Source organism: Streptomyces sp. TP-A0356, from assembly GCF_001417775.1.
Taxonomy (GTDB): domain Bacteria; phylum Actinomycetota; class Actinomycetes; order Streptomycetales; family Streptomycetaceae; genus Streptomyces.
Genome location: NZ_BBZJ01000017.1, coordinates 269244 through 291751 on the forward strand (window position 1 = coordinate 269244; position 22508 = coordinate 291751).

Below are 22508 nucleotides of genomic sequence, written 5' to 3' on the forward strand. Positions count from 1 at the left end.
GAGCAGTCCCGGCCCGGGCGGCGGCGTTGTCGGCGGCGCGTGCGAGGATCGGAGACGTACCTCACAGGTGTACGCGAAGGGGAGGGCCGAGATGGCCAGCAAGCCGCCCACGGGCGACCCGGTCCAGGACGCGCCACAGGTCGGCGAACCGAAGCACGCGGCGGCGGGGCTGCCCGCCATCGGCCACACCCTGCGCATCGCCCAGCAGCAGATGGGGGTCCGGCGCACGGCGCTGACGCTGCTGCGCGTCAACCAGAAGAACGGCTTCGACTGCCCGGGCTGCGCCTGGCCGGAGCCCGACCACCGGCACACGGCGGAGTTCTGTGAGAACGGCGCGAAGGCGGTCGCCGAGGAGGCCACCCTGCGCCGGGTCACCCCGGAGTTCTTCGCCGCGCATCCGGTGGCCGACCTCGCGACCCGCAGCGGCTACTGGCTGGGCCAGCAGGGACGGCTGACGCATCCCATGTACCTCCCCGAAGGGGGAGATCACTACGAGCCGGTCGCCTGGGAGCGCGCCTTCGACATCATCGCCGAGGAGATCAGCGCGCTCGGCTCCCCCGACGAGGCCGTCTTCTACACCTCGGGCCGCACCAGCAACGAGGCCGCCTTCCTCTACCAGCTCTTCGCCCGTGAGCTGGGCACCAACAACCTGCCCGACTGTTCCAACATGTGCCACGAGTCGTCCGGCTCCGCGCTCTCCGAGACGATCGGCATCGGCAAGGGCAGTGTCCTGCTGGACGACTTCCACAAGGCGGACCTGGTCATCGTGGCCGGGCAGAACCCCGGCACCAACCACCCGCGGATGCTCTCGGCCCTGGAGAGGGCCAAGGCGAACGGCGCGCGGATCATCAGCGTCAACCCGCTTCCCGAAGCGGGCCTGGAGCGCTTCAAGAACCCGCAGACCCCCCAGGGCATGCTCAAGGGTGCCGCCCTGACCGATCTGTTCCTGCAGATCCGCATCGGAGGCGACCAGGCTCTCTTCCGCCTCCTGAACAAGCTGGTCCTGGAGACGGACGGCGCGGTCGACGAGGAGTTCGTCCGCGAACACACCCATGGCTTCGAGGAGTTCGCCGAGGCCGCCCGCGCCGCCGACTGGGACGAGACCCTCGCGGCGACCGGCCTCACGCGCGAACAGATCGAACAGGCCCTCCGCATGGTCCTTGCCTCCGAGCGCACCATCGTGTGCTGGGCGATGGGCCTCACCCAGCACAAGCACGCCGTCCCGACCATCCGCGAAGTCGTCAACTTCCTGCTGCTGCGCGGCAACATCGGCCGTCCCGGCGCGGGCGTGTGCCCGGTACGCGGTCACTCGAACGTGCAGGGCGACCGCACGATGGGCATCTTCGAGCGCCCCGCGCCCGCCTTCCTGGACGCCCTGGAGAAGGAGTTCGGGTTCGCGCCGCCGCGCGAGCACGGCTACGACGTCGTACGGGCCATCCGCGCCCTGCGCGACGGCGAGGCGAAGGTGTTCTTCGCGATGGGCGGCAACTTCGTCTCCGCGTCGCCCGACACCGAGGTCACCGAGGCGGCCATGCGCCGCGCCCGCCTCACCGTGCACGTGTCGACGAAGCTGAACCGCTCGCACACCGTCACCGGCGCGCGTGCCCTGATCCTGCCCACCCTCGGCCGCACCGAGCGCGACCTGCAGGGCAGCGGCGAGCAGTTCGTGACCGTCGAGGACTCCATGGGCATGGTGCACGCCTCCCGCGGCCGTCTGGAGCCCGCGAGCCGGCATCTGCTGTCCGAGCCCGCCATCGTGTGCCGCCTCGCCCGCCGGGTGCTCGGCGCCGACAGCAAGGTCCCGTGGGAGGAGTTCGAGAAGGACTACGCGGCCGTCCGCGACCGTATCGCCCGCGTGATCCCCGGCTTCGAGGACTTCAACGCGCGCGTGGCCCGCCCCGGAGGCTTCGCCCTCCCCCATGCCCCCCGCGACGAACGCCGCTTCCCCACCGCCACCGGCAAGGCCAACTTCACGGCGGCCCCGGTGGAGTACCCGGAGCTGCCGGAGGGCCGGCTCCTGCTGCAGACCCTGCGCTCGCACGACCAGTACAACACCACGATCTACGGCCTCGACGACCGTTACCGCGGCATCAGGAACGGCCGCCGTGTCGTCCTCGTCCACCCCGAGGACGCCCGCGCGCTGAACGTGGCGGACGGCTCCTACGTCGACCTGGTCAGCGAGTGGAAGGACGGCGTCGAGCGGCGGGCCCCCGGTTTCCGCGTCGTGCACTACCCCACCGCCCGTGGCTGCGCGGCCGCCTACTACCCGGAGACCAACGTCCTGGTCCCGCTGGACGCCACCGCCGACACGAGCAACACCCCCGCGAGCAAGTCCGTCGTGGTCCGCCTGGAACAATCGGCGACCGACTGAGCGTTTGCTCAGCCACGGCCGAGTGACACCCACGAACGGAGCAGTATCCCATGGGCGAGCAGCACACCGTGAAGTTCCCGCAGCAAGTCGTCGAGGAGTACGCCGCGCTCGGCGTCGACCTGCCCGCCCTCTTCTCCGCCGGGCACCTGGGCACCCGCATGGGCGTCCAGATCGTCGAGGCCTCCGCGGAGCGCGTCGTCGGCACGATGCCGGTGGAGGGCAACACCCAGCCGTACGGACTGCTTCACGGCGGCGCCTCCGCCGTCCTCGCCGAGACCCTCGGGTCCGTGGGCTCCATGCTGCACGGCGGCAGCTCCAAGATCGCCGTCGGCGTGGACCTGAACTGCACCCACCACCGTGGGGTGCGCTCGGGCCTGGTCACCGGAGTCGCCACCCCCGTCCACCGGGGGCGCTCCACCGCGACGTACGAGATCGTGATCAGCGACGAGGAGGGCAAGCGCGTGTGCACCGCCCGCCTCACCTGTCTGCTGCGCGATGTGAACCCCGGCGACGAGGCACATGTGCCCGTGGCCGGCTGAGGCCCGAAGCCGACTTCCGCACCGCCGTTGATCCCGGGCACCCGGCGCCCTAGCTTCATGGCATGGGAACGGGAGGAGTCCCCCGGCCGGGGTCGGCGGTGCTCGGGTTGTGGTCGGGACTGGTGCTGCTGACGGGTGGGTTGGCGACCGGCTGCGTCAACTCCGGCTCCACGGACGCGTCGAGCACGGGGCGAACGGTCTCCGCCCCGGCGCCGCCACGGGCCACGCCTCCCGAGGAGCTGTGCGCTCGGGCGGTCGCGTACTGGTCGCGCAAGGTGCTGGACAGCGGCACCTACGGGGACTACCAGTCGATGGGGCTGTCCAACGGGCAGTACGAGATCCTGCGGACGGTCGTGGACGCGGCACGGGCCGAGACGAAGCGTCAAGGCGCCCGGGCTGCCGACGAGTTGATCGACCGCAGGGCGCGCCGGGGCTGCGCCGACTGGTACCGCCTGGGCGGTCCGAGCAAGGGCCCGTGGCAGTGAGCGGCGTCGGTCCCGTCGAGCCGGGCGAGGGCACGCACGCGGGGGACGTCCAGGACCGGGACGTCTCGCTCCTCCTCACCCCTCCGCGCGGACGCCTCGCGGGGCTGTACGACCTGCACCGCCGTGCCGTCCTCGTGGCCGCGGCCGTCGCCGCCCTCCTCGCGGGCGGCGGCTACCTCTACGCCACCCGGCCGCAGGAGCCGCCGCCCCCGGCCCCGCCGTACCCCTCGCAGGTCGTCGACATCACCTATCTGAACTCCGGGGCCATGCCCGAGGACGCTCCGGCCAGGAGCTTCAGCTTCGCGGTGGCGCTGCGCGTGCAGTCCGGCCCGCCGGTCACCGTGACCCGGATAACCCAGCCCTACACCGGGCTCTCCGTGACCTCGACCCCCCGTCCTCCCTTCCGCACGAGCGCGGGCTCCGTCCGCACGATTGCCATCACCATGCATGTGACTGAATGCGGAAAGGTGCCCGAAAGCGCCGGACTCCCTTTCCTGGACGTAACTCTGCGTAATGCGCGCGCAATACAGGAGCAGAGTTTCATCCTCGGATCACGCTATGCGCAGGATCTCTCTCAAGCCCTGCAAGTAGCCTGCAGCAACGGTTCCAGGTAATCACCAAAACAGTCGAGACGCCTGAACACGGCGGCGTACGTCCTGCAGGTTCTCACTATGTGGACCGGGCGAATCGACCTGAATTCCGCTGTTCCACCCAGCCAGTACCGCTCTGCATTACCTCGTGTCATAACAAGAGCGTCACAGCCTTGGTCAGACTCTCCTCCACGTTCCCCACACACGCTTAGAGTCACGGCCAGTCACCGCGCGGTCGGAAAGTCACTTCGGCCCAGCGTTCGACTCGGCCACTTCCAGGGGGGAGGGCCGTGCCAGGGAAAGGACTGATCGTGCGTCAACGTTCGCTCATCGCCATCACCGCCGCGCTGGCGGCGGGAGCACTGACCCTCACCGCCTGCGGCTCGCGAAGCGGCGACAAGGGCTCGTCCGGCAGCAGCGGTGGCACCACTGTGACCATCGGCGTCGACGCCCCGCTGACCGGCGACCTGTCCGCGCTGGGCCTCGGCATCAAGAACTCGGTCGACCTCGCCGTCAACACCGCCAACAAGCAGAACTACGTCAAGGGCGTCACCTTCAAGATCGAGGCCCTCGACGACCAGGCGCAGCCCTCCTCGGGCCAGCAGAACGCCACCAAGCTCGTGGCCGACAACAGCGTCCTCGGCGCCGTCGGCCCGCTGAACTCCTCCGTCGCCGAGTCCATGCAGAAGGTCTTCGACGACGCCAAGCTGGTCGAGGTCTCCCCCGCCAACACCAACCCGGCCCTCACCCAGGGCACGAACTGGCAGAAGACGAAGGCCCGTCCGTACAAGTCGTACTACCGCACGGCGACCACGGACGCCATCCAGGGCCCGTTCGCCGCTCAGTACGTCTACAACACCGCCAAGAAGAAGAAGGTCTTCGTCATCGACGACAAGAAGACCTACGGCGCGGGCCTCGCCGCCACCTTCACCGAAGAGTTCAAGAAGCTCGGCGGCCAGGTCGCCGGCACCGAGCACATCAACCCCGACACCAAGGACTTCTCCGCGGTCGCCACCAAGGTGAAGAACTCCGGCGCCGAGGTCGTCTACTACGGCGGCGAGTACCCGCAGGCCGGTCCGCTCAGCAAGCAGATCAAGGCCGCCGGTGCCAAGATCCCGGTCGTCGGCGGCGACGGTATGTTCGACCCGACATTCATCAAGCTGGCCGGCAGCGACAGCACCGGCGACCTCGCCACCTCGGTCGGCGCCCCGGTCGAGAAGCTCGACTCGGCCAAGCAGTTCGTGGCCAACTACAAGGCCGCCGGCTACAAGGAGGACTACGCCGCCTACGGCGGTTACTCCTACGACTCCGCGTGGGCGATCATCGAGGCCGTGAAGAAGGTCGTCGACGACAACGGCGGCAAGCTGCCCTCCGACGCCCGCGCCAAGGTCACCGCCGCGATGCAGAACGTCTCCTTCGACGGTGTGACCGGCAAGGTCTCCTTCGACGAATACGGTGACGCCACCAACAAGCAGCTCACCGTGTACGCCGTGCAGAACGGTGCCTGGAAGTCCGTGCAGTCCGGTACCTACACGGGCTGACCCCCGAGCCCGCACCACCCACGAGCCGCGCGGGGCGCTGTTCCACTGGCGCCCCGCGCGCACTCGCATCCGGCCACATTCGTCGAACATCCGAAAGTCTCGGAGGACATGCGGTGAACGAACTGCCGCAGCAGCTGGTCAACGGCCTGCTACTAGGATCCATGTACGGCCTGGTCGCCATCGGCTACACAATGGTCTACGGCATCGTCCAGCTCATCAACTTCGCCCACGGCGAGATCTTCATGACCGGGGCCTTCGGTGCCCTCACGGTCTATGTGTACGTCCTGCCCAACGGCACCTCCATGTGGGTCGCGCTGCCGCTGATGCTCATCGGCGCGATCCTGGTCGCCGTCATCGTCGCCGTGGGGGCGGAACGGTTCGCCTACCGACCTCTGCGCAACGCGCCGCGCCTGGCCCCCCTCATCACGGCCATCGGCCTCTCCCTCGCCCTGCAGCAGGCGGTCTGGGCCTGGTACCCCGACGCCAAGTCCGCCCGCACCTTCCCGCAGATCGGCGGAGGCCCCTTCCACATCGGCAGTGTCACCATCCAGACCGGTGACATCTTCCTTCTCGCCGCGGCCCCCATCAGCATGGCCGTCCTGGCCTACTTCGTCATGAAGACTCGCACCGGACGCGGTATGCAGGCCACCGCCCAGGACCCGGACACCGCCAAGCTCATGGGTGTCAACACCGACCGCATCATCGTGATCGCCTTCGCGCTGGGCGCCACCTTCGCCGCGGTCGGGGCCGTCGCCTACGGTCTGAAGTACGGTCAGATCGAGTTCCGCATGGGCTTCATCCTCGGCCTGAAGGCCTTCACCGCGGCCGTCCTCGGTGGCATCGGCAACATCTACGGAGCCATGATCGGCGGCGTCGTCCTCGGCATCGCCGAGACCCTGGCCACCGCCTACATCGCCGACCTTCCCGGCATGGAGAAGTTCGGCAGCCAGTCCTGGGCTGATGTCTGGGCGTTCGTACTCCTCATCCTCGTGCTGCTGTTCCGGCCCCAGGGCCTGCTCGGCGAGCGCGTCGCGGACAGGGCGTGACACCGATGACCACACAGACCACCGCTCCCGACACCCCCAGCACCCCCGCCACCGGTGCTCCGTCCGGCCTCATCGGCATCCCGACGCGCATCGGCCGCGCCCTCGCCACCGCGGGCGGCGCCCTCACCATCGTCTCGACCTTCCTTGCCTGGACATGGACCAGCGCGTTCCCCGGTGACCTCACCATCAACGGCTACCCGGGCGGCCTGCAGGTCCTCGTCCTTCTGGGCGGCGCCCTCACCACGCTGTTCGCTCTCGCCTCCTACGGCGTCAGGGGCCTGCGCCGGCTCGTACCCGCCGGCGCCGACGCGGCCATCAAGTTCGCCGCCATCGCCACCTTCGCCACCGCCTGGTACACGGTCCTCGCGATCAGCGTGGAACTCGGCGGCCTCGTCAACCTGGAGCCCGGCGGCTTCATCGTGGCGATCAGCAGCCTCGCCGCCCTCGTCGGCTCCCTCGCCCTGCCCTTCGAACGGCCCGCGCCGGACCCCATCGACCCGGATGACTCGGCCTGGGAGCACGTCAAGCACCGGGCCTCCCATCGTTGGGCGACGGCCAGGGCGGCCTTCGCCTCCGGCACGCCGCGCCCCGTGGGCAAGCTGCCCGCCTACGCCGAGATCCTGATCATCGTCGCGGTCCTCGGACTGGGTCTGACCGTCTTCACCTACGGCATCGGCACCCCGTACGACGAACTCTTCATCGGCTTCCTGATCACCGCCGGCTTCGGTTTCGCCGCCCTCAACAAGTCCGGTCTGATCGGCCAGGCGTCCCAGCTGACCGCCCGCCACAAGAACATCACCATCTGCGGCGCGTTCGTCGCGGCGGCGCTGTTCCCCTTCACCCAGACCGACGACCAGTACGCCACCCTCGGCGTCTACATCCTGATCTTCGCCACCGTCGCCCTGGGCCTGAACATCGTCGTCGGCCTCGCCGGCCTGCTCGACCTCGGATACGTCGCCTTCCTGGGTGTCGGCGCCTACGCCGCGGCCCTGGTCTCCGGCTCCCCGAGCTCGCCCTTCCACGTGCACTTCCCGTTCTGGGCCGCCGTCCTCATCGGCGCCGCGGCCTCGCTCACCTTCGGCGTCCTCATCGGCGCCCCCACCCTGCGACTGCGCGGCGACTACCTCGCCATCGTCACCCTCGGCTTCGGTGAGATCTTCCGTATCACGGCGAACAACCTGGACGGCACCTCCGGGCCGGACCTCACCAACGGCTCCAACGGCATCTCCTCGATCCCGAACCTGAACATCCTGGGCTTCGACTTCGGCGCCCAGCACGACATCGGCGGGTTCACCATCGGCCGGTTCGCCAACTACTTCTTCCTGATGCTGATCATCACGGCCGTCGTCGTCCTCGTCTTCCGGCGCAGCGGCGACTCGCGCATCGGCCGTGCCTGGGTGGCCATCCGCGAGGACGAGACCGCCGCCCTCGCCATGGGCATCAACGGCTTCCGGGTCAAGCTCATCGCCTTCGCCGTCGGCGCCTCCCTCGCCGGTCTCGCCGGCACGGTCCAGGCCCACGTCACCTACACGGTCACGCCCGAGCAGTACCTGTTCGCCGGTCCCATCCCGCCCAACTCGGCCTTCCTGCTGGCCGCGGTCGTCCTCGGCGGCATGGGTACCATCAGCGGCCCGCTCATCGGCGCCGCACTGCTCTTCCTGATCCCGAACAAGCTCCAGTTCCTCGGCAACTACCAGCTCTTCGCGTTCGGCGTCGCGCTCATCCTGCTGATGCGCTTCCGTCCGGAGGGCCTCATCCCGAACCGGCGCCGCCAGCTGGAATTCCACGAAGAGGCGGAAGCGCCCACAGTCCTCAGCACGACAGGGGCCTGACCACGATGACCACCGACACCACCACCAAGGGCGCCACGCCCGGCGCCACGGCCCCCGGCCAGGTCGTACTCGACGCGCGCGGCGTCACCATGCGCTTCGGCGGCCTGACCGCCGTACGCAACGTCGACCTCACCGTCAACAGCGGCGAGATCGTCGGCCTCATCGGCCCCAACGGCGCCGGCAAGACGACCTTCTTCAACTGCCTGACGGGCCTGTACGTCCCCACCGAGGGCGAAGTCCGCTACAAGGGCAGAGTCCTGCCGCCCAAGTCCTTCAAGGTGACCGCCGCAGGCATCGCCCGCACCTTCCAGAACATCCGGCTCTTCGCCAACATGACGGTCCTGGAGAACGTGCTGGTCGGGCGGCACACCCGCACCAAGGAAGGCTTCTGGTCGGCCGTGCTGCGCGGCCCGGGCTTCCACAGAGCCGAAGCCGCCTCCCGCGCACGCGCCATGGAGCTGCTGGAGTTCGTCGGCCTCGCCGACAAGGCCGAACACCTCGCCCGCAACCTGCCCTACGGCGAACAGCGCAAGCTTGAGATCGCGCGCGCCCTGGCGAGCGAACCGGGCCTGCTGCTCCTCGACGAGCCCACCGCCGGTATGAACCCGCAGGAGACCAGGGCCACCGAGGAACTGGTCTTCGCCATCCGGGACAAGGGCATCGCCGTCCTCGTCATCGAGCACGACATGCGGTTCATCTTCAACCTCTGCGACCGCGTCGCCGTCCTCGTCCAGGGCGAGAAGCTCATCGAGGGGGACAGCGCGACCGTCCAGGGCGACGAGCGCGTCATCGCCGCGTACCTCGGCGAGCCGTTCGAGAACGCCCCCGGCGACGAAGAGGTCGCCGAGGTCGAGGCCGCCGAGGCACACGCCGAGACCCAGACGGATGCCGCGCCCGGCAAGGAGAACGACCGATGACCGCACTGCTCGAAGTCGAGGACCTCAGGGTCGCCTACGGCAAGATCGAAGCCGTCAAGGGCATCTCCTTCAAGGTCGACGCCGGCGAGGTCGTCACCCTCATCGGTACCAACGGCGCCGGCAAGACCACCACCCTGCGCACCCTCTCCGGCCTCCTCAAGCCGGTCGGCGGCCAGATCAGGTTCAACGGCAAGTCGCTCAAGAAGTACCCCGCCCACCAGATCGTCTCGCTGGGACTCGCCCACTCCCCCGAGGGGCGGCACATCTTCCCCCGCATGACCATCGAGGACAACCTGCGGCTCGGAGCGTTCCTGCGCAGCGACAAGCCGGGCATCGAGCAGGACATCCAGCGGGCCTACGACCTCTTCCCCATCCTCGGGGAGCGCAGGAAGCAGGCGGCCGGCACCCTCTCGGGCGGTGAACAGCAGATGCTGGCGATGGGCCGGGCCCTGATGTCCCAGCCGAAGCTGCTCATGCTCGACGAGCCGTCGATGGGTCTGTCCCCCATCATGATGCAGAAGATCATGTCGACCATCGCCGAGCTGAAGTCGCAGGGCACGACGATCCTCCTCGTCGAGCAGAACGCCCAGGCGGCTCTGTCGCTCGCCGACCACGGCCATGTGATGGAGGTCGGCAACATCGTCCTCTCGGGCACCGGGCAGGACCTGCTGCACGACGAGTCCGTGCGGAAGGCGTACCTGGGCGAGGACTGAGCTCCCCGTACCAGGCGCCCGGCGTCTCCTCCTGAGGCATACGAAGAGGCCCGCACCCCCTGCTTCCGGGGGCGCGGGCCTCACTCGTACGGGGGCCGCGGGCGTCAGCCCTTCGAGGCCTTCTTCTCCTCGGCGTCCTGGATGACGGCCTCGGCGACCTGCTGCATGGACATACGGCGGTCCATGGAGGTCTTCTGGATCCAGCGGAAGGCGGCGGGCTCGGTGAGCCCGTACTCGGTCTGCAGGATGGACTTCGCCCGGTCGACGAGCTTGCGGGTCTCCAGCCGCTGCGTGAGGTCCGCGACCTCCTGCTCCAGCGTCTTCAGCTCGTTGAACCGCGAGACGGCCATCTCGATCGCCGGTACGACGTCGCTCTTGCTGAACGGCTTGACCAGGTACGCCATGGCGCCCGCGTCCCGGGCCCGCTCGACGAGGTCGCGCTGCGAGAAGGCGGTGAGCATGAGCACCGGGGCGATGCGCTCCTCGGCGATCCTCTCGGCCGCGGAGATGCCGTCGAGCTTCGGCATCTTCACATCCAGGATCACCAGGTCCGGCCGGTGCTCACGGGCCAGCTCGACGGCCTGCTCGCCGTCGCCGGCCTCACCGACGACGCTGTAGCCCTCTTCCTCGAGCATCTCTTTGAGGTCGAGCCGGATGAGCGCCTCGTCCTCGGCGATGACGACACGGGTCGTCAGCGGAGGCACATGCGACTTGTCGTCGTCGGCGACGGGCTGGGGCGACTCGGGGGCGGTCACGGGGGGCTCCTCATTACGGGCCGGGCAGGTGGTGCTGCCTCTGCAGCCTACCTAGCGGCGCCGGACGATGATGACCCGGTACACTCTCGGAAGTGCCGCGCCGGGTTGGTGGAACGGTATACACGGAGGTCTCAAACACCTCTGCCCGTGAGGGCTTGCGGGTTCGAATCCCGCACCCGGTACAGCTCACCGCGAAGCGGGGGCTCACGTCTCGTGAGCCCCCGCTTCCGTTGCGTACGGCGACGATCGATCACGCAGGGTAGACCTAGCGGGAGCTGTCGTCCTCCCCGATGCGGTGCACCCGCACCAGGTTCGTCGAGCCCGAGACGCCGGGCGGGGAGCCGGCCGTGATCACCACGATGTCGCCCTTCTCGCAGCGGCCGTACCTCAGCAGCAGTTCGTCGACCTGTTCGACCATCGCGTCGGTCGAGCCGACGTGCGGGCCGAGGAACGTCTCCACGCCCCAGGTGAGGTTGAGCTGGGAGCGCGTGGCCGGCAGGGGGGTGAAGGCGAGCAGCGGGATCGGCGAGCGGTAACGGGACAGACGGCGGACGGTGTCGCCGGACTGGGTGAAGGCGACCAGGAACCGGGCGCCGAGGAAGTCCCCGATCTCCGCGGCCGCGCGCGCGACCGCACCGCCCTGGGTGCGCGGCTTGTTGCTCTCGGTCAGCGGCGGCAGGCCCTTGGCGAGGATGTCCTCCTCCGCGGCCTCGACGATGCGGGCCATCGTCCTGACCGTTTCGACGGGGTAGTTGCCGACACTGGTCTCCCCCGACAGCATCACCGCGTCCGTGCCGTCGATCACCGCGTTCGCCACGTCCGAGGCCTCCGCCCTGGTGGGGCGCGAGTTGTCGATCATCGAGTCGAGCATCTGGGTGGCGACGATGACCGGCTTGGCGTTGCGCTTGGCAAGCTTGATCGCGCGCTTCTGGACGATCGGGACCTGCTCCAGGGGCATCTCCACGCCCAGGTCGCCGCGCGCCACCATGATGCCGTCGAACGCGGCCACGATCTCGTCGATGTTCTCGACGGCCTGCGGCTTCTCCACCTTGGCGATCACCGGAAGACGGCGGCCCTCCTCGTCCATGATGCGGTGGACGTCCCTGATGTCCCTGCCGCTGCGGACGAAGGACAGGGCGATGACGTCGCAGCCGGTGCTCAGCGCCCAGCGGAGGTCCGCCTCGTCCTTCTTGGAGAGCGCGGGGACGGAGACGGCGACGCCGGGGAGGTTGAGGCCCTTGTGGTCGGAGACCATGCCGCCCTCGACGACGAGGGTGTGGACACGGGGGCCGTCGACGGAGGTGACTTCGAGGGTGACCTTGCCGTCGTCGACGAGGATGCGCTCACCGGCGGTGACATCGGCGGCCAGTCCGGCATAGGTGGTTCCGCAGGTCTGGCGGTCGCCTTCGACGCCTTCCTCGACACTGATCGTGAAGGTGTCGCCGCGTTCAAGGAGTACAGGGCCTTCGGTGAAGCGGCCGAGCCGAATCTTCGGGCCCTGAAGATCGGCGAGGATTCCGACACTGCGGCCACTCTCGTCGGATGCCTTTCGCACGCGCTGATAGCGCTGCTCGTGTTCGGCGTAGGTGCCGTGACTCAGGTTGAGGCGGGCGACGTCCATTCCGGCTTCGACCAGTGCCTTGATCTGGTCGTACGAGTCGGTGGCGGGGCCCAGAGTACAGACGATCTTTGCTCGGCGCATGCTTCGAGCCTAGGCCTTACCGGCCGGTAGAGAATTGGTCCAGCATGACTACTCAACAACCTTTGCGTGAAGCGTTATTGACAAGTGTTGAATTGTGCGGTGACGCGCTCCGATGAGCATCCCGGTAGGAATTACCGGCCTATTTGGAACACCCCCCGCATTGTCGTGACTACAGCCGCGGCGGCGCCATCGTGAATCGCGCGTTGACCTGGGCATTGACCTGTTGCCGCTGGGGTTCGAGGTCGAGGGGGGCGCCGTCACCGAGGGTGTCCGGGCCGGCCGAGGCGGCCCGGGCCATGGATCGGGTTGCGTACCCGTACGGCTGAGCGCTCTCGGCGCCGATGTCGGCGAGTTCGACGAGGGCCGTGAGGGTGGTGCCGCGCGCCTCGGCGTATTCGCGGGCGCGTTGCACCGCCTCGCGTACGGCCTGCTGTCTGGCCGTGCGGTGGACGGGCGAGCCGGGTCGCAGGGCCCACCGGGGGCCGTCGACGCGGGTGAGTTCGAGGTCGGCGAGGCGGGTGGTGAGTTCGCCGAGCGCGGTGAAGTCGGTGAGCTCGGCGGTGATGTGGACCCGGCCGTGGTGGGTGCGGACGCGTTCCCCGCGGCCGTGCTTCGTCAACTCCGGGCTGAGGCACAGGGCCCCGGTCTCCAGCTTCTCGACCGCTTCCCCGTAGCTCCTGACGAGGTCGAGGACCGTGGCGTTGCGGCGGGTGAGGTCCTCGAGGGCGGTACGGCGGTCGGTGCCACGGGCGCTGACGGTGATGCCGATGCGGGCGATCTCGGGGTCGACTTCGAGGTGGGCCTCGCCGCGGACGGCGATTCGGGGAGCGTCAGGCGTACCTAAGGGGACGGCGTCCGGCTGGGATTCCACGGGACTGGAGGTCATACGTCCCACTCTGTCAGCAACGGCCTTGCGGGGGACGCTTGTCGGTCACCAGATCGAGACCTTCGGGGGCTGTCGACGGAGATCCGGACCCGGATCGCGGAGTGGGTGACCGCCAAGAAGGCCTGGACCCGAAGGAATTCGAGTCGGTGGACTGGGGGCTGACGCCGAACGGCACGCCGGTGTTCCAGAGGTCCAGCAGGGACACGTCGACGGCGGCGTCGGCGTCGGCGGTGACGTGCGCGCCGGCGTCGTCGGCGTGCCGTGCAGGCCGTCGTCGGCGGTGAACTCCGCTCGGATGCCGCCCGGCCCGGCCGGTCGTTGCTGAGCCTGATCGCGGCCCTGGGTTCTTCCGCGCTCGGCCCTTCCCTCACCGTCCGTCGACGAGTGGGGTGAGCACCTCGGGCCGTCGGGCGGACGGGATGCGGTCCGGCTGCTGGAGACCGAAGGTGGTGAAGGCGGTGCGCCGCGGCAGCGGGTATGGCTCCTTGCCCGTCAGCGAGTTGAGGATGGTGGCGCTGCGCCAGGCGGCGAGACCCAGGTCGGGGGCGCCGACGCCATGGGTGTGGAGTTCGGCGTTCTGCACATGGACGGAGCCGGTGACGCAGGGGGCGAGGACCATGCGGAACTGGTCGTCGATGCGGGGGCGTCCGCCGTCGTCCCGGCGCAGGTAGGGGTCGAGTCCGGCGAGGATGCGGCCGAGAGGGCGTTCGCGGTAGCCGGTGGCGAGGACGACGGCGTCGGTGGTGAGGCGGGAGCGGGTGTCCTGCTGGGTGTGCTGCAGATGCAGTTCGATCTTCGTGGTGGCGATGCGTCCGGCGGTGCGGACGCGAACGCCGGGGGTGAGGACGGCGTCGGGCCAGCCCCCGTGGAGGGTGCGTCGGTAGAGCTCGTCGTGGATGGCGGCGATGGTGCCGGCGTCGATGCCCTTGTGGAGCTGCCACTGGGAGGAGACGAGGCGGTCGCGCACGGGTTCGGCGAGGGCGTGGAAGTAGCGGGTGTAGTCGGGCGTGAAGTGCTCCAGGCCGAGCTTGGAGTACTCCATGGGCGCGAAGGCCTCCGTGCGGGCGAGCCAGTGGATCTTCTCGTGGCCGACGGGGCGGTGGCGGAGGAGGTCGAGGAACACCTCGGCGCCGGACTGGCCCGCACCGACGACGGTGATGTGTTCGGCGGCCAGGAAGGTCTCGCGGTGGCGGAGGTAGTCCGCGGCGTGGATGACGGGGACACCGGGGGCCTCGACGAGGGGCGCCAGCGGTTCGGGCACATACGGTTCGGTGCCCACGCCGAGGACGATGTTGCGCGTGTACGTACGGCCGAGGGCCTCGGCTTCACCGTCCGCGCCGAGCCTGGTGAAGTCGACTTCGAAGAGGTCGGCGTCGGCGTTCCAGCGGACGCCGTCGACCTGGTGGCCGAAGTGGAGGCCGGGGAGGTTGCCGGCGACCCAGCGGCAGTAGGCGTCGTATTCGGCGCGCTGGATGTGGAAGCGCTCGGCGAAGTAGAAGGGGAAGAGCCGGTCGCAGGTCTTGAGGTAGTTGAGGAACGACCAGGCACTGGCGGGGTCGGCGAGGGTGACCAGGTCGGCGAGGAAGGGAACCTGCAGGGTCGCGCCGTCGATGAGCAGCCCGGGGTGCCAGTCGAACCCGGCTCGCTGTTCGTAGAACGCGGCGTCGAGTTCGGCGAGGGGGTGGGCGAGCGCGGCGAGGGAGAGGTTGAACGGGCCGATGCCGATGCCGACCAGGTCGCGGGGTTCCGCGGGCTCGGGGTGCGAAGGGTGGGTCATCGGGGCGTGATTCCTTCCACCAGGTTCAGGAGTGCGGCCAGGTCGCCGGGCCGGGTGTGCGGGTTGAGGAGGGTGGCCTTGAGCCAGAGGCGGCCGTGGAGCCGGGCGCGGCCGAGGACGGCACGGCCCTCGTGGAGGAGGGTGCGGCGGACGACGGCGACGGTGTCGTCGGATGCCTGGACGGGCCGGAACAGGACGGTGCTGATGGTGGGCGGGGCGTGGAGTTCGAAGCCCGGATGTGCCCGGACCAGATCGGCGAACTCGTCCGCGCGGGTGCAGACGCGGTCCACGAGGGTGCCGAGTCCGCTGCGGCCGAGCGTCTTGAGAGTGACCGCGATCTTGACGACGTCGGGTCGCCGGGTGGTGCGCAGGGAGCGGCCGAGGAGGTCGGGCAGGCCGGCTTCGGTGTCGTCGTCCGCGTTGAGGTAGTCGGCACGGTGCCGCAGGGCGCGCAGGTCTCGGTGGTCCCGCACGGAGAGGAGGCCGGCGGCGACCGGCTGCCAGCCCAGCTTGTGCAGGTCGAGGGTGACGGTGTGGGCGCGTTCGAGGCCGGTGAGCTTGGGACGGTGGCGGTCGCTGAAGAGGAGTCCGCCTCCGTAGGCGGCGTCGACGTGCAGACGGGCGCCGTGGGCGGCGCACAGGTCGGCGATGTCGGGCAGGGGGTCGATGAGACCGGCGTCGGTGGTGCCCGCGGTGGCGGCGACGAGCAGCGGGCCGGTCAGCTCGGTGAGGGCCGCCTTGAGCGCGGCAGGGTCGAGGGTGCCGCCCGGGGCGGGCAGCACGACGGGATCGGGCAGGCCGAGGAGCCAGGCGGCGCGCGTGAGGGAGTGGTGGGTGTGGGCTCCGCAGACGAGCCGGACGCCGCCGTGCGCTTCCCTGGCGAGGAGCAGGGCCAGCTGGTTGGACTCGGTGCCGCCGGTGGTGACCAGGGCGTCGGCCGCGCCGGTCTCCCGGGCGAGGGCCCGGGTGACGAGGGTCTCCAGCTCCGAGGCGGCCGGGGCCTGGTCCCAGGAGTCGAGGGAGGGATTGAGGGCACCGGCGGCGAGGTCCCCGGCGCTGGCGACGGCGAGCGGCGGACAGTGCAGATGGGCGGCGCACAGGGGATCGGCGGGGTCCGCGGCGCCCTCGGCGAGGGTGTGGACGACTGCTCGCAGGGCGTCCGGGTCGCCCTCCTGCGGCAGTACGTCGCCGACGGCGGCGCGCACCCGGGCGGCGACGGCTTCGGGGCCGCCCGCGGGCAGTGGGCCCCCGCGTGCCCGCGCGCCCCGCTCCAGGGCGTCGAGGACCGTCTCGAGCAACGGCCGCAGGGCGCCGGGGCCATCGGGTCCTGAGGCGAGGGGCGGCAAGCTCATGGGACGTCCTCCAGGCGCTCGACAGGGGAATCAAAGCCTGCATGCCCGGAGGTTGGGTTGGCCCGAAGAGAACCACGATCCGACCCGAAAGGGGGTACTGCCGCAGCAAGGAGGTGCGGGGTGAGGTAATGGGGAGGGTGGGGTGAGGGATTGGGACGTGCCGCTGTCGGCCGGCCCACGGTGGCGGACCGCGCGCCGGCCGACGGGCAGGCTATGCCTCGCGGATGCGCAACGCCCGTCCCAGGTCGTCGAGTTCGTCGACGAGCCTCCGGCGCAGGGCCGGGATGGGGTCCGCCTCGCGCAGGCACTGTTCGCCCCGGCTGAGGGTGTCCGCGGACACGGCGTGGCGGGGGAAGGCCCAGCGGCCCGCGGCGGTGGCGATGGCCGGGCCGCGGCGGGCGGCGACGGCGGGTGCGTCGGTCCAGTAGCGGTCGACGTACTCCTCGACGAGGTCGGCCTGTTCGGGCTGCCAGAAGCCCTGGGCGGTGGCGGTGAACAGGTAGTTGGAGAGGTCGTCGGTGGCGAACATCGCCTCCCAGGCGCGGCTCTTGGCGGCGGGGTCGGGCAGGGCGGCGCGGCAGCGGGCGGCGCCTTCCCGGCCGGTGGCGCTGGGGTCGCGGTCGAGTTCCTCGGCGATCGCGCGCTCGTCCACGGCGCCGAGGACGGCGAGGCGGCCGAGGATGCGCCAGCGCAGTTCGGGGTCGAGTTCGGGTCCGCCGGGCACGGTGCCGTCGGCGAGCCAGGCGGCGATGGTGTCGGGGTGGGCTGCGGCGTCGATGAAGTGGCGCACGGCGATCAGGCGCAGCCCGGGGTGGGAGCCGTCCTCGGTGCGGCGGATGAGGTCGCGGCATGTGTGGGTGAGGATGGCGAGTGCGGCGGGCCGGTCGGAGACGGGGAGGTAGCGGTCGGCGACGTGGGCGGAGGCGAAGGCGAGGACGCCTTCCGCGAGGGCCAGGTCGGTCTCCTGCGGAAGGTGGGCGCGGGCGGCCTCCAGATAGGCGGTGGCGGGGAGGTGGCCGTCGCGTACGGCGTCGCGCAGCGCGTTCCACACCACGGCGCGGGTGAGCGGCTCGGGCAGGCCGCACAGGGCGCCGCGTACGGTCTCGAAGGACTCGGCGTCGAAGCGGACCTTGGCGTAGGTGAGGTCGCCGTCGTTGAGCAGGAGCAGGGCGGGTCGTTTGCCGAGGGGCTGCGGCGCGGTCTGCGGGACGTCGAGGTCGAGACGCTCGCGCAGGGTGAGGGTGGTCTCGTCGGCGAGGTTCTGGTCGTAGAGGCCGACGGCGATGCGGTGCGGGCGGCTGCCGTCGTGGTCGACGGTGAGGGAGTAGGTGCCGTCGTCGGCCTGGTCGAGGCGCGGGGTGAGGGTGTCGACGCCGGTCGTGCGCAGCCAGGAGTCGGCCCAGGCGTGCACGTCGCGATCGGTGGCGCCGGCAAGGGAGTCGATGAAGTCGGCGAGGGTCGCGTTGCCGAAGCGGTGGCGGGCGAAGTGGGTGTTGATACCGGCGAGGAAGTCCTTCTCGCCGAGCCAGGCCACCAGCTGCCGCAGCGCCGAGGCGCCCTTGGCGTAGGAGATGCCGTCGAAGTTGAGGAGTGCGGAGGCGGTGTCGTCGACCGCTTCGGGGGCCACTGGGTGGGTGGAGGGCCGCTGGTCGGCGTCATAGCCCCAGGCCTTGCGGGCGACGCCGAAGTCGGTCCAGGTGTCGGTGAAGCGGGTGGCCTCGGTGAGGGTCTGGTAGCCCATGTACTCGGCGAAGGACTCGTTCAGCCAGATGTCGTCCCACCACCGCAGGGTGACGAGGTCGCCGAACCACATGTGGGCCATCTCGTGGGCGATGACCATGGCGCGGGTCTGGCGCTGGGTGTCGGTGACGGCGGAGCGGTAGACGAACTCGTCGCGGAACGTGACGAGGCCGGGGTTCTCCATGGCTCCGGCGTTGAACTCCGGGACGAACGCCTGGTCGTAGGAGTCGAAGGGGTAGGGCTCCTCGAACTTCTCGTGGTAGCGGTCGAAGCACTGGCGGGTGACCTCGAGGAGTTCGTCCGCGTCGGCGTCGAGGTGGGGGGCGAGGGAGCGGCGGCAGTGGATGCCGAAGGGCAGCCCCCGGTGTTCGGTGCGCACGGAGTACCAGGGGCCGGCGGCGACGGCGACCAGATAGGTGGAGATCAGCGGGGTGGCGGCGGCCCGCCAGGTGCCGTCCTCCTCGCGCGTGGTGATGCCGTTGGCGAGGACGCTCCAGCTCTCGGGTGCCGTCACCTTCAGGTCGAAGACGGCCTTGAGGTCGGGCTGGTCGAAGGCGGCGAAGACGCGCTGGACGTCGTCCATGAACAGCTGGGTGTAGACATAGGTCTCACCGTCGCTGGGGTCGGTGAAGCGGTGCATGCCCTCGCCGGTGCGCGAGTAGCGCATGGCGGCGTCGATGCGCAGTTCGTGCTCGCCCGCGGTGAGTCCCTGGAGCGGCAGCCGGTTGTCGGCGAGGGTCCCGGTGTCGAGGGGCTGTCCGTCCAGGGTGGCCGAGCGCAGCTCGGCGGGCTTGAGCTCGACGAAGGTGTCCGCGTCCGCGCGGGCCGTGAAGCGAATGACGGTACGGGAGTCGAAGGTCTCGTCGCCACGGGTCAGGTCGAGAGCGATCTCGTAGCGGTGGACGTCGAGGAGCCGGGCACGGGTCTGCGCTTCGTCGCGCGTCAGTACGGACATGAGGGACATGCTGCCTGATGCCGCCGACAGGGCACAGGGTCGGTCCGGTACACGCCCTATGTCCGTCTCTCGCCCCCTGGCGCGGTGGTTTCGCGGGCCGGTCGGGTGGCGGGGTCCTCCCGCTGGCTCGGAACGCGCGCGTCCGGATGCGGCAGCGCACGGGCCGGGCGTGAAGGGCGCTTCTCCAGCCGGGCGCGCAGGGCGCGCACCTCCTGCTCCAGGGCCCGGAAGCGCTGGTGGGCGTCGTAGAGGTAGCGGACCTTGGTGCGCAGCGCCCAGGGGTCGACGGGCTTCATCATGAGGTCGGCGACACCGAGTCCGTAGGCGGCGGCGGTGAGTTGGGCGTCGGGGCCGAAGCCGGTGAGCAGGATGATCGGGATGTGCTGGGTCTGCTCCACCCGCCGCATGTAGCGCACCACGTCGAGACCGCTCACGTTGGGCATGCGCACATCGAGGAGCAGCAGGCCGACCTGCCCGCGCAGGACCTCCTTGAGCGCGGCGTCGCCGCTGGTGGCACGGGTCAACCGGTAACCCAGCGGGGCCAGGGCGCTCTCCAGCGCGTAGAGCGTGTGCTCATGATCGTCGACGATGAGAATCTTGGCATCAGACGGCATGGTCCGACGTCCCCTCGCTTGGGCAACCAGCATAGGCCCGAACCGTCTTACCGCGCGTTCCTTTGACCTGACACAGAGTCACCCGGCCGGCCCGGCCACGGTGCCTCCGGCCGACCCGGCAGAGAGCGTTCAGCGCAGGATGCCCGGTCGGCCGCCGGATGTCACTCCCCCGGAGCGTGGGGGGCGGCCGTGCCGTCCTCGGCGATGCGCTCGTGATGGCGGATGACCTCGGCAATGATGAAATTGAGCAGCTTCTCCGCGAACGCCGGGTCGAGTTTGGCGTTCTCGGCGAGCCGGCGCAGCCGGGCGATCTGGGCGGCCTCCCGGGCCGGGTCGGCGGGCGGCAGCTGGTGTGCGGCCTTGAGATGGCCGACCTGCTGGGTGCACTTGAAACGTTCGGCGAGCATGTGGACGACGGCGGCGTCGATGTTGTCGATGCTGTCGCGCAGCCGGGCGAGTTCGGCACGCACGGCCGGCTCGACGTCTCCGTTGCAGTTGTGGCGGGTGGTCATGGGCGACCACCCTACGGGGCGCGCCGGTCCCCGGTCCGCCCGGTCCGCAGTGCGGATGGCCGCCGCGCGCCGGGCGGCGGCTCCCTGCCGCGAGCGCCCATGACCGAGGCGGCCATGGGCGCCGGCGTGCCCGCCGGGGGCACGCCCGTACGGTCGGGCTAGAGGCCGGAGGCCGCGCGGGCTATGTCCGCGGCGAAGGCCGATACCTCGGTGTAGACACCGGGGTATCCGGCCCGCGCACAGCCCTCACCCCAGCTGACGATGCCGACCTGCACGAATGCGCCCGTGTCGTCCTTGCGGAACATGGGACCACCGGAGTCACCCTGGCAGGTGTCGACGCCGCCCTGCGGGAACCCGGCGCAGATCTCCTGGCCGGGCACGAGATCGCTGCCGTAGGCCCGCTGACAGGTGGCGTCGTCGACGAAGGGGACCGTGGCCTTGAGCAGATAGCGCTGCTGGCCACCCCCCTCACGGGCCGCGCCCCAGCCGACGATGGTGAAGTCGCCGTTGTTGTACGCGGCGGTGGTGGCGGTCTTCAGGGTGGGCAGGTCGATGGGCTGGGCCAGCTTGATCAGCGCCCAGTCCCTGCCCTTGCCGTTGTAGCCGGGGGCCTGCAGCACCCTGGTCGACTTCACCTTGATCGCGCCGCTGCCCTGCAGGTCGACGACGCCGGCGGTGGCGGTGACGGAGGTGTTGGCGCCGGATCCGCTCACACAGTGTGCGGCGGTCAGCACGATGTTTTTGGCATACAGGGCCCCGCCGCAGCCCATGGAGAGCCGCACCATGAACGGGAACTCGCCCTGCGCGGCACGCGTCCCGCCGACGACGGGCTGGGGAGCCGCCTGCGCGGACAGGGGCTGGAGCGAGAGGGCGGCGAGCACGACGGTGACCACCGCGAGGGCTCTTCTGAGGCCGCGGATGTTCTTCAGGATCTTCAACGCGCTTCCTTCCGTGGGGGGTTGTCGCAAGGCGACAGCACGCGAGGAACAGACATGGCATGCTCCCGCCAAGTCTTGCGAATCATTTGGACGGTGGACCCGCGGCGACAAGAAGCGTTTTCCGGCCAGAGGGGCCGTATGGCGCGAGATGCCGCGCCCGCGCGCTCCCCACCGGAGGCAGCACGCACACGGGCCCGGAGTCAGCACGCACACGGGCCTGGAGTCAGCACGCACACGCGGCGGAAGCACGCATACGACCGGGCGGAAGCGCGCATACAGTGGAATGCGGAGCTGGCGTCTTCAGGGGGTACGGACGTGGCGAACGGCGGACCGGTCGAGCACGGCTATCCGCATCTGGACACGGTGCGGGCGGCCATCACCGCGCTGTACAAACGGCTCACCTACGACACCATCCGCACCTTCGAGACCAGCGTGATGCCCGTCGACGTCGCGTTCTCCGACCAGGACGACCTGCACCTGGGCGCACAGCGCGTGGCGCGCGAGCTGGTGCGGCACTACCGGCTGCCGGACGCGCGGATGATCGTCAGCTTCCGTGAGATGACGCACGCGGCCAATGTCGAACTCGCCGCGGGCCCCGAGTACTTCGTGGAGCTCAACGACCGGTTCCGCACCCACCGCCAGGACATCGGCGCGGCCCTCGCACACGAGGTGATGCACGTCTATCTGCACCGCCTCGACCTGTCCTTCCCCGGCACGCGCGACAACGAGATCCTCACGGACACGGCGACGACGTACCTGGGCGCGGGCTGGCTGCTCCTGGACGCCTACCGCGAGGATGGGGCTTCCTCTCAGAAGCTCGGCTATCTGACCCCGGAGGAGTTCGGCTACGTCCTCGCCAAGCGGGCACTGCTGTTCGGCGAGGACCCGGCGATCTGGTTCACCAGCCCGCAGGCGTACACGGCGTACACGAAGGGCATGGCGCAGGCCCGCCACGACGCACAGCAGCCGCCGCTGACGGCGGCCGGCTGGGCGGGCCGCCGCCGTTACGCCAAGGACCGCCGCTACGCCCAGGACCACTCCACCCCCGGCCCGCATCCGGGCGTCCCGTACTCCTTCACCCCCGCCGACCGGGGCCCGCTGCGTGTCTCCTTCCCGTGCCCGACCTGTCACCAGCGGATCCGGGTGCCCGTGCGAGGGCGGGTGCGGGCCCGGTGCGGGCTGTGCCGGACCGTGCTCGAATGCGACACCTGAGGCCGAACCTGGGTGTGACGCAGGAGACGGC

The 22508-nt window shown here is 70.1% G+C and carries 19 protein-coding genes and 1 tRNA gene; 11 read left to right on the top strand and 9 right to left on the bottom strand.

What is annotated here, in order from left to right; all coding sequences use genetic code 11:
• Positions 1-91 precede the first annotated feature (91 nt).
• From ASC56_RS14350 to ASC56_RS14390, 9 genes are all read left to right on the top strand, one after another.
• Positions 92-2371, top strand: a complete 2280-nt coding sequence (locus ASC56_RS14350; RefSeq protein WP_055491932.1) for an FdhF/YdeP family oxidoreductase — start codon at positions 92-94, stop codon at positions 2369-2371.
• Positions 2372-2421: 50 nt separating this feature from the next.
• Positions 2422-2910, top strand: a complete 489-nt coding sequence (locus ASC56_RS14355; protein WP_055491757.1) for a hotdog fold thioesterase — start codon at positions 2422-2424, stop codon at positions 2908-2910.
• 62 nt (positions 2911-2972) lie between these two features.
• A complete protein-coding gene (locus ASC56_RS14360; RefSeq protein WP_055491758.1) occupies positions 2973-3395 on the top strand; it encodes a hypothetical protein in 423 nt (140 codons plus the stop codon).
• On the top strand, positions 3392-4009 hold the full coding sequence (locus tag ASC56_RS14365) for a hypothetical protein (RefSeq protein ID WP_055491759.1): 618 nt from the start codon (positions 3392-3394) through the stop codon (positions 4007-4009). Before ASC56_RS14360 ends, ASC56_RS14365 begins: the two co-directional genes overlap by 4 nt.
• A 287-nt stretch (positions 4010-4296) precedes the next feature.
• Positions 4297-5526 (top strand): branched-chain amino acid ABC transporter substrate-binding protein, encoded by a 1230-nt coding sequence (locus ASC56_RS14370; protein ID WP_055491760.1) that lies wholly within the window; start codon positions 4297-4299, stop codon positions 5524-5526.
• Between the two features lie 113 nt (positions 5527-5639).
• Positions 5640-6572: a branched-chain amino acid ABC transporter permease gene (locus ASC56_RS14375; protein WP_055491761.1), complete on the top strand. Its 933-nt coding sequence runs from the start codon at positions 5640-5642 to the stop codon at positions 6570-6572.
• Between the two features lie 5 nt (positions 6573-6577).
• Positions 6578-8404 carry a branched-chain amino acid ABC transporter permease gene (locus ASC56_RS14380; RefSeq protein ID WP_055491762.1) on the top strand — a complete coding sequence of 609 codons (1827 nt, stop codon included), beginning with the start codon at positions 6578-6580 and terminating at the stop codon, positions 8402-8404.
• Between the two features lie 5 nt (positions 8405-8409).
• The gene (locus tag ASC56_RS14385; protein ID WP_055491763.1) at positions 8410-9321 is read left to right on the top strand and encodes an ABC transporter ATP-binding protein; all 912 of its coding nucleotides are present in this window, start codon (positions 8410-8412) and stop codon (positions 9319-9321) included.
• Entirely contained in the window at positions 9318-10034 is a 717-nt protein-coding gene (locus ASC56_RS14390) for an ABC transporter ATP-binding protein (protein ID WP_055491764.1), read from the top strand. Before ASC56_RS14385 ends, ASC56_RS14390 begins: the two co-directional genes overlap by 4 nt.
• Before the next feature lie 104 nt (positions 10035-10138).
• Here the strand turns inward: ASC56_RS14390 and ASC56_RS14395 are convergent, their stop codons facing one another.
• On the bottom strand, positions 10139-10789 hold the full coding sequence (locus ASC56_RS14395; RefSeq protein WP_055491765.1) for an ANTAR domain-containing response regulator: 651 nt from the start codon (positions 10787-10789) through the stop codon (positions 10139-10141).
• A gap of 99 nt (positions 10790-10888) precedes the next feature.
• Here ASC56_RS14395 and ASC56_RS14400 point away from each other — a divergent pair.
• Positions 10889-10971 (top strand) — tRNA-Leu (locus ASC56_RS14400).
• 83 nt (positions 10972-11054) lie between these two features.
• Here ASC56_RS14400 and pyk read toward each other — a convergent pair.
• The 8 genes from pyk to ASC56_RS14440 form a co-directional block, all read right to left on the bottom strand.
• Positions 11055-12491: a pyruvate kinase gene (gene pyk / locus ASC56_RS14405; protein WP_055491766.1), complete on the bottom strand. Its 1437-nt coding sequence runs from the start codon at positions 12489-12491 to the stop codon at positions 11055-11057.
• A gap of 169 nt (positions 12492-12660) precedes the next feature.
• Positions 12661-13377 (bottom strand): SIMPL domain-containing protein, encoded by a 717-nt coding sequence (locus ASC56_RS14410; RefSeq protein WP_055491767.1) that lies wholly within the window; start codon positions 13375-13377, stop codon positions 12661-12663.
• A 367-nt stretch (positions 13378-13744) separates the two neighbouring features.
• Positions 13745-15154, bottom strand: coding sequence for a lysine N(6)-hydroxylase/L-ornithine N(5)-oxygenase family protein (locus ASC56_RS14415; RefSeq protein ID WP_055491768.1), 1410 nt, complete (start codon positions 15152-15154; stop codon positions 13745-13747).
• A complete protein-coding gene (locus ASC56_RS14420; RefSeq protein ID WP_055491769.1) occupies positions 15151-16506 on the bottom strand; it encodes an aminotransferase class V-fold PLP-dependent enzyme in 1356 nt (451 codons plus the stop codon). Before ASC56_RS14420 ends, ASC56_RS14415 begins: the two co-directional genes overlap by 4 nt.
• Positions 16507-16717: 211 nt before the next feature.
• Entirely contained in the window at positions 16718-19210 is a 2493-nt protein-coding gene (pepN, locus tag ASC56_RS14425) for an aminopeptidase N (RefSeq protein WP_055491770.1), read from the bottom strand.
• 47 nt (positions 19211-19257) lie between these two features.
• Complete coding sequence (locus tag ASC56_RS14430) at positions 19258-19815, bottom strand: two-component system response regulator (RefSeq protein ID WP_055491771.1); 558 nt, start codon at positions 19813-19815, stop codon at positions 19258-19260.
• 161 nt (positions 19816-19976) lie between these two features.
• Positions 19977-20327 carry a chorismate mutase gene (locus ASC56_RS14435; protein ID WP_055491772.1) on the bottom strand — a complete coding sequence of 117 codons (351 nt, stop codon included), beginning with the start codon at positions 20325-20327 and terminating at the stop codon, positions 19977-19979.
• A gap of 158 nt (positions 20328-20485) precedes the next feature.
• The gene (locus tag ASC56_RS14440; protein ID WP_055491933.1) at positions 20486-21259 is read right to left on the bottom strand and encodes a trypsin-like serine protease; all 774 of its coding nucleotides are present in this window, start codon (positions 21257-21259) and stop codon (positions 20486-20488) included.
• Between the two features lie 321 nt (positions 21260-21580).
• Between ASC56_RS14440 and ASC56_RS14445 the strand changes: the two genes are divergently transcribed.
• Positions 21581-22477, top strand: coding sequence for a hypothetical protein (locus ASC56_RS14445; RefSeq protein ID WP_055491773.1), 897 nt, complete (start codon positions 21581-21583; stop codon positions 22475-22477).
• Positions 22478-22508: the final 31 nt, after the last annotated feature.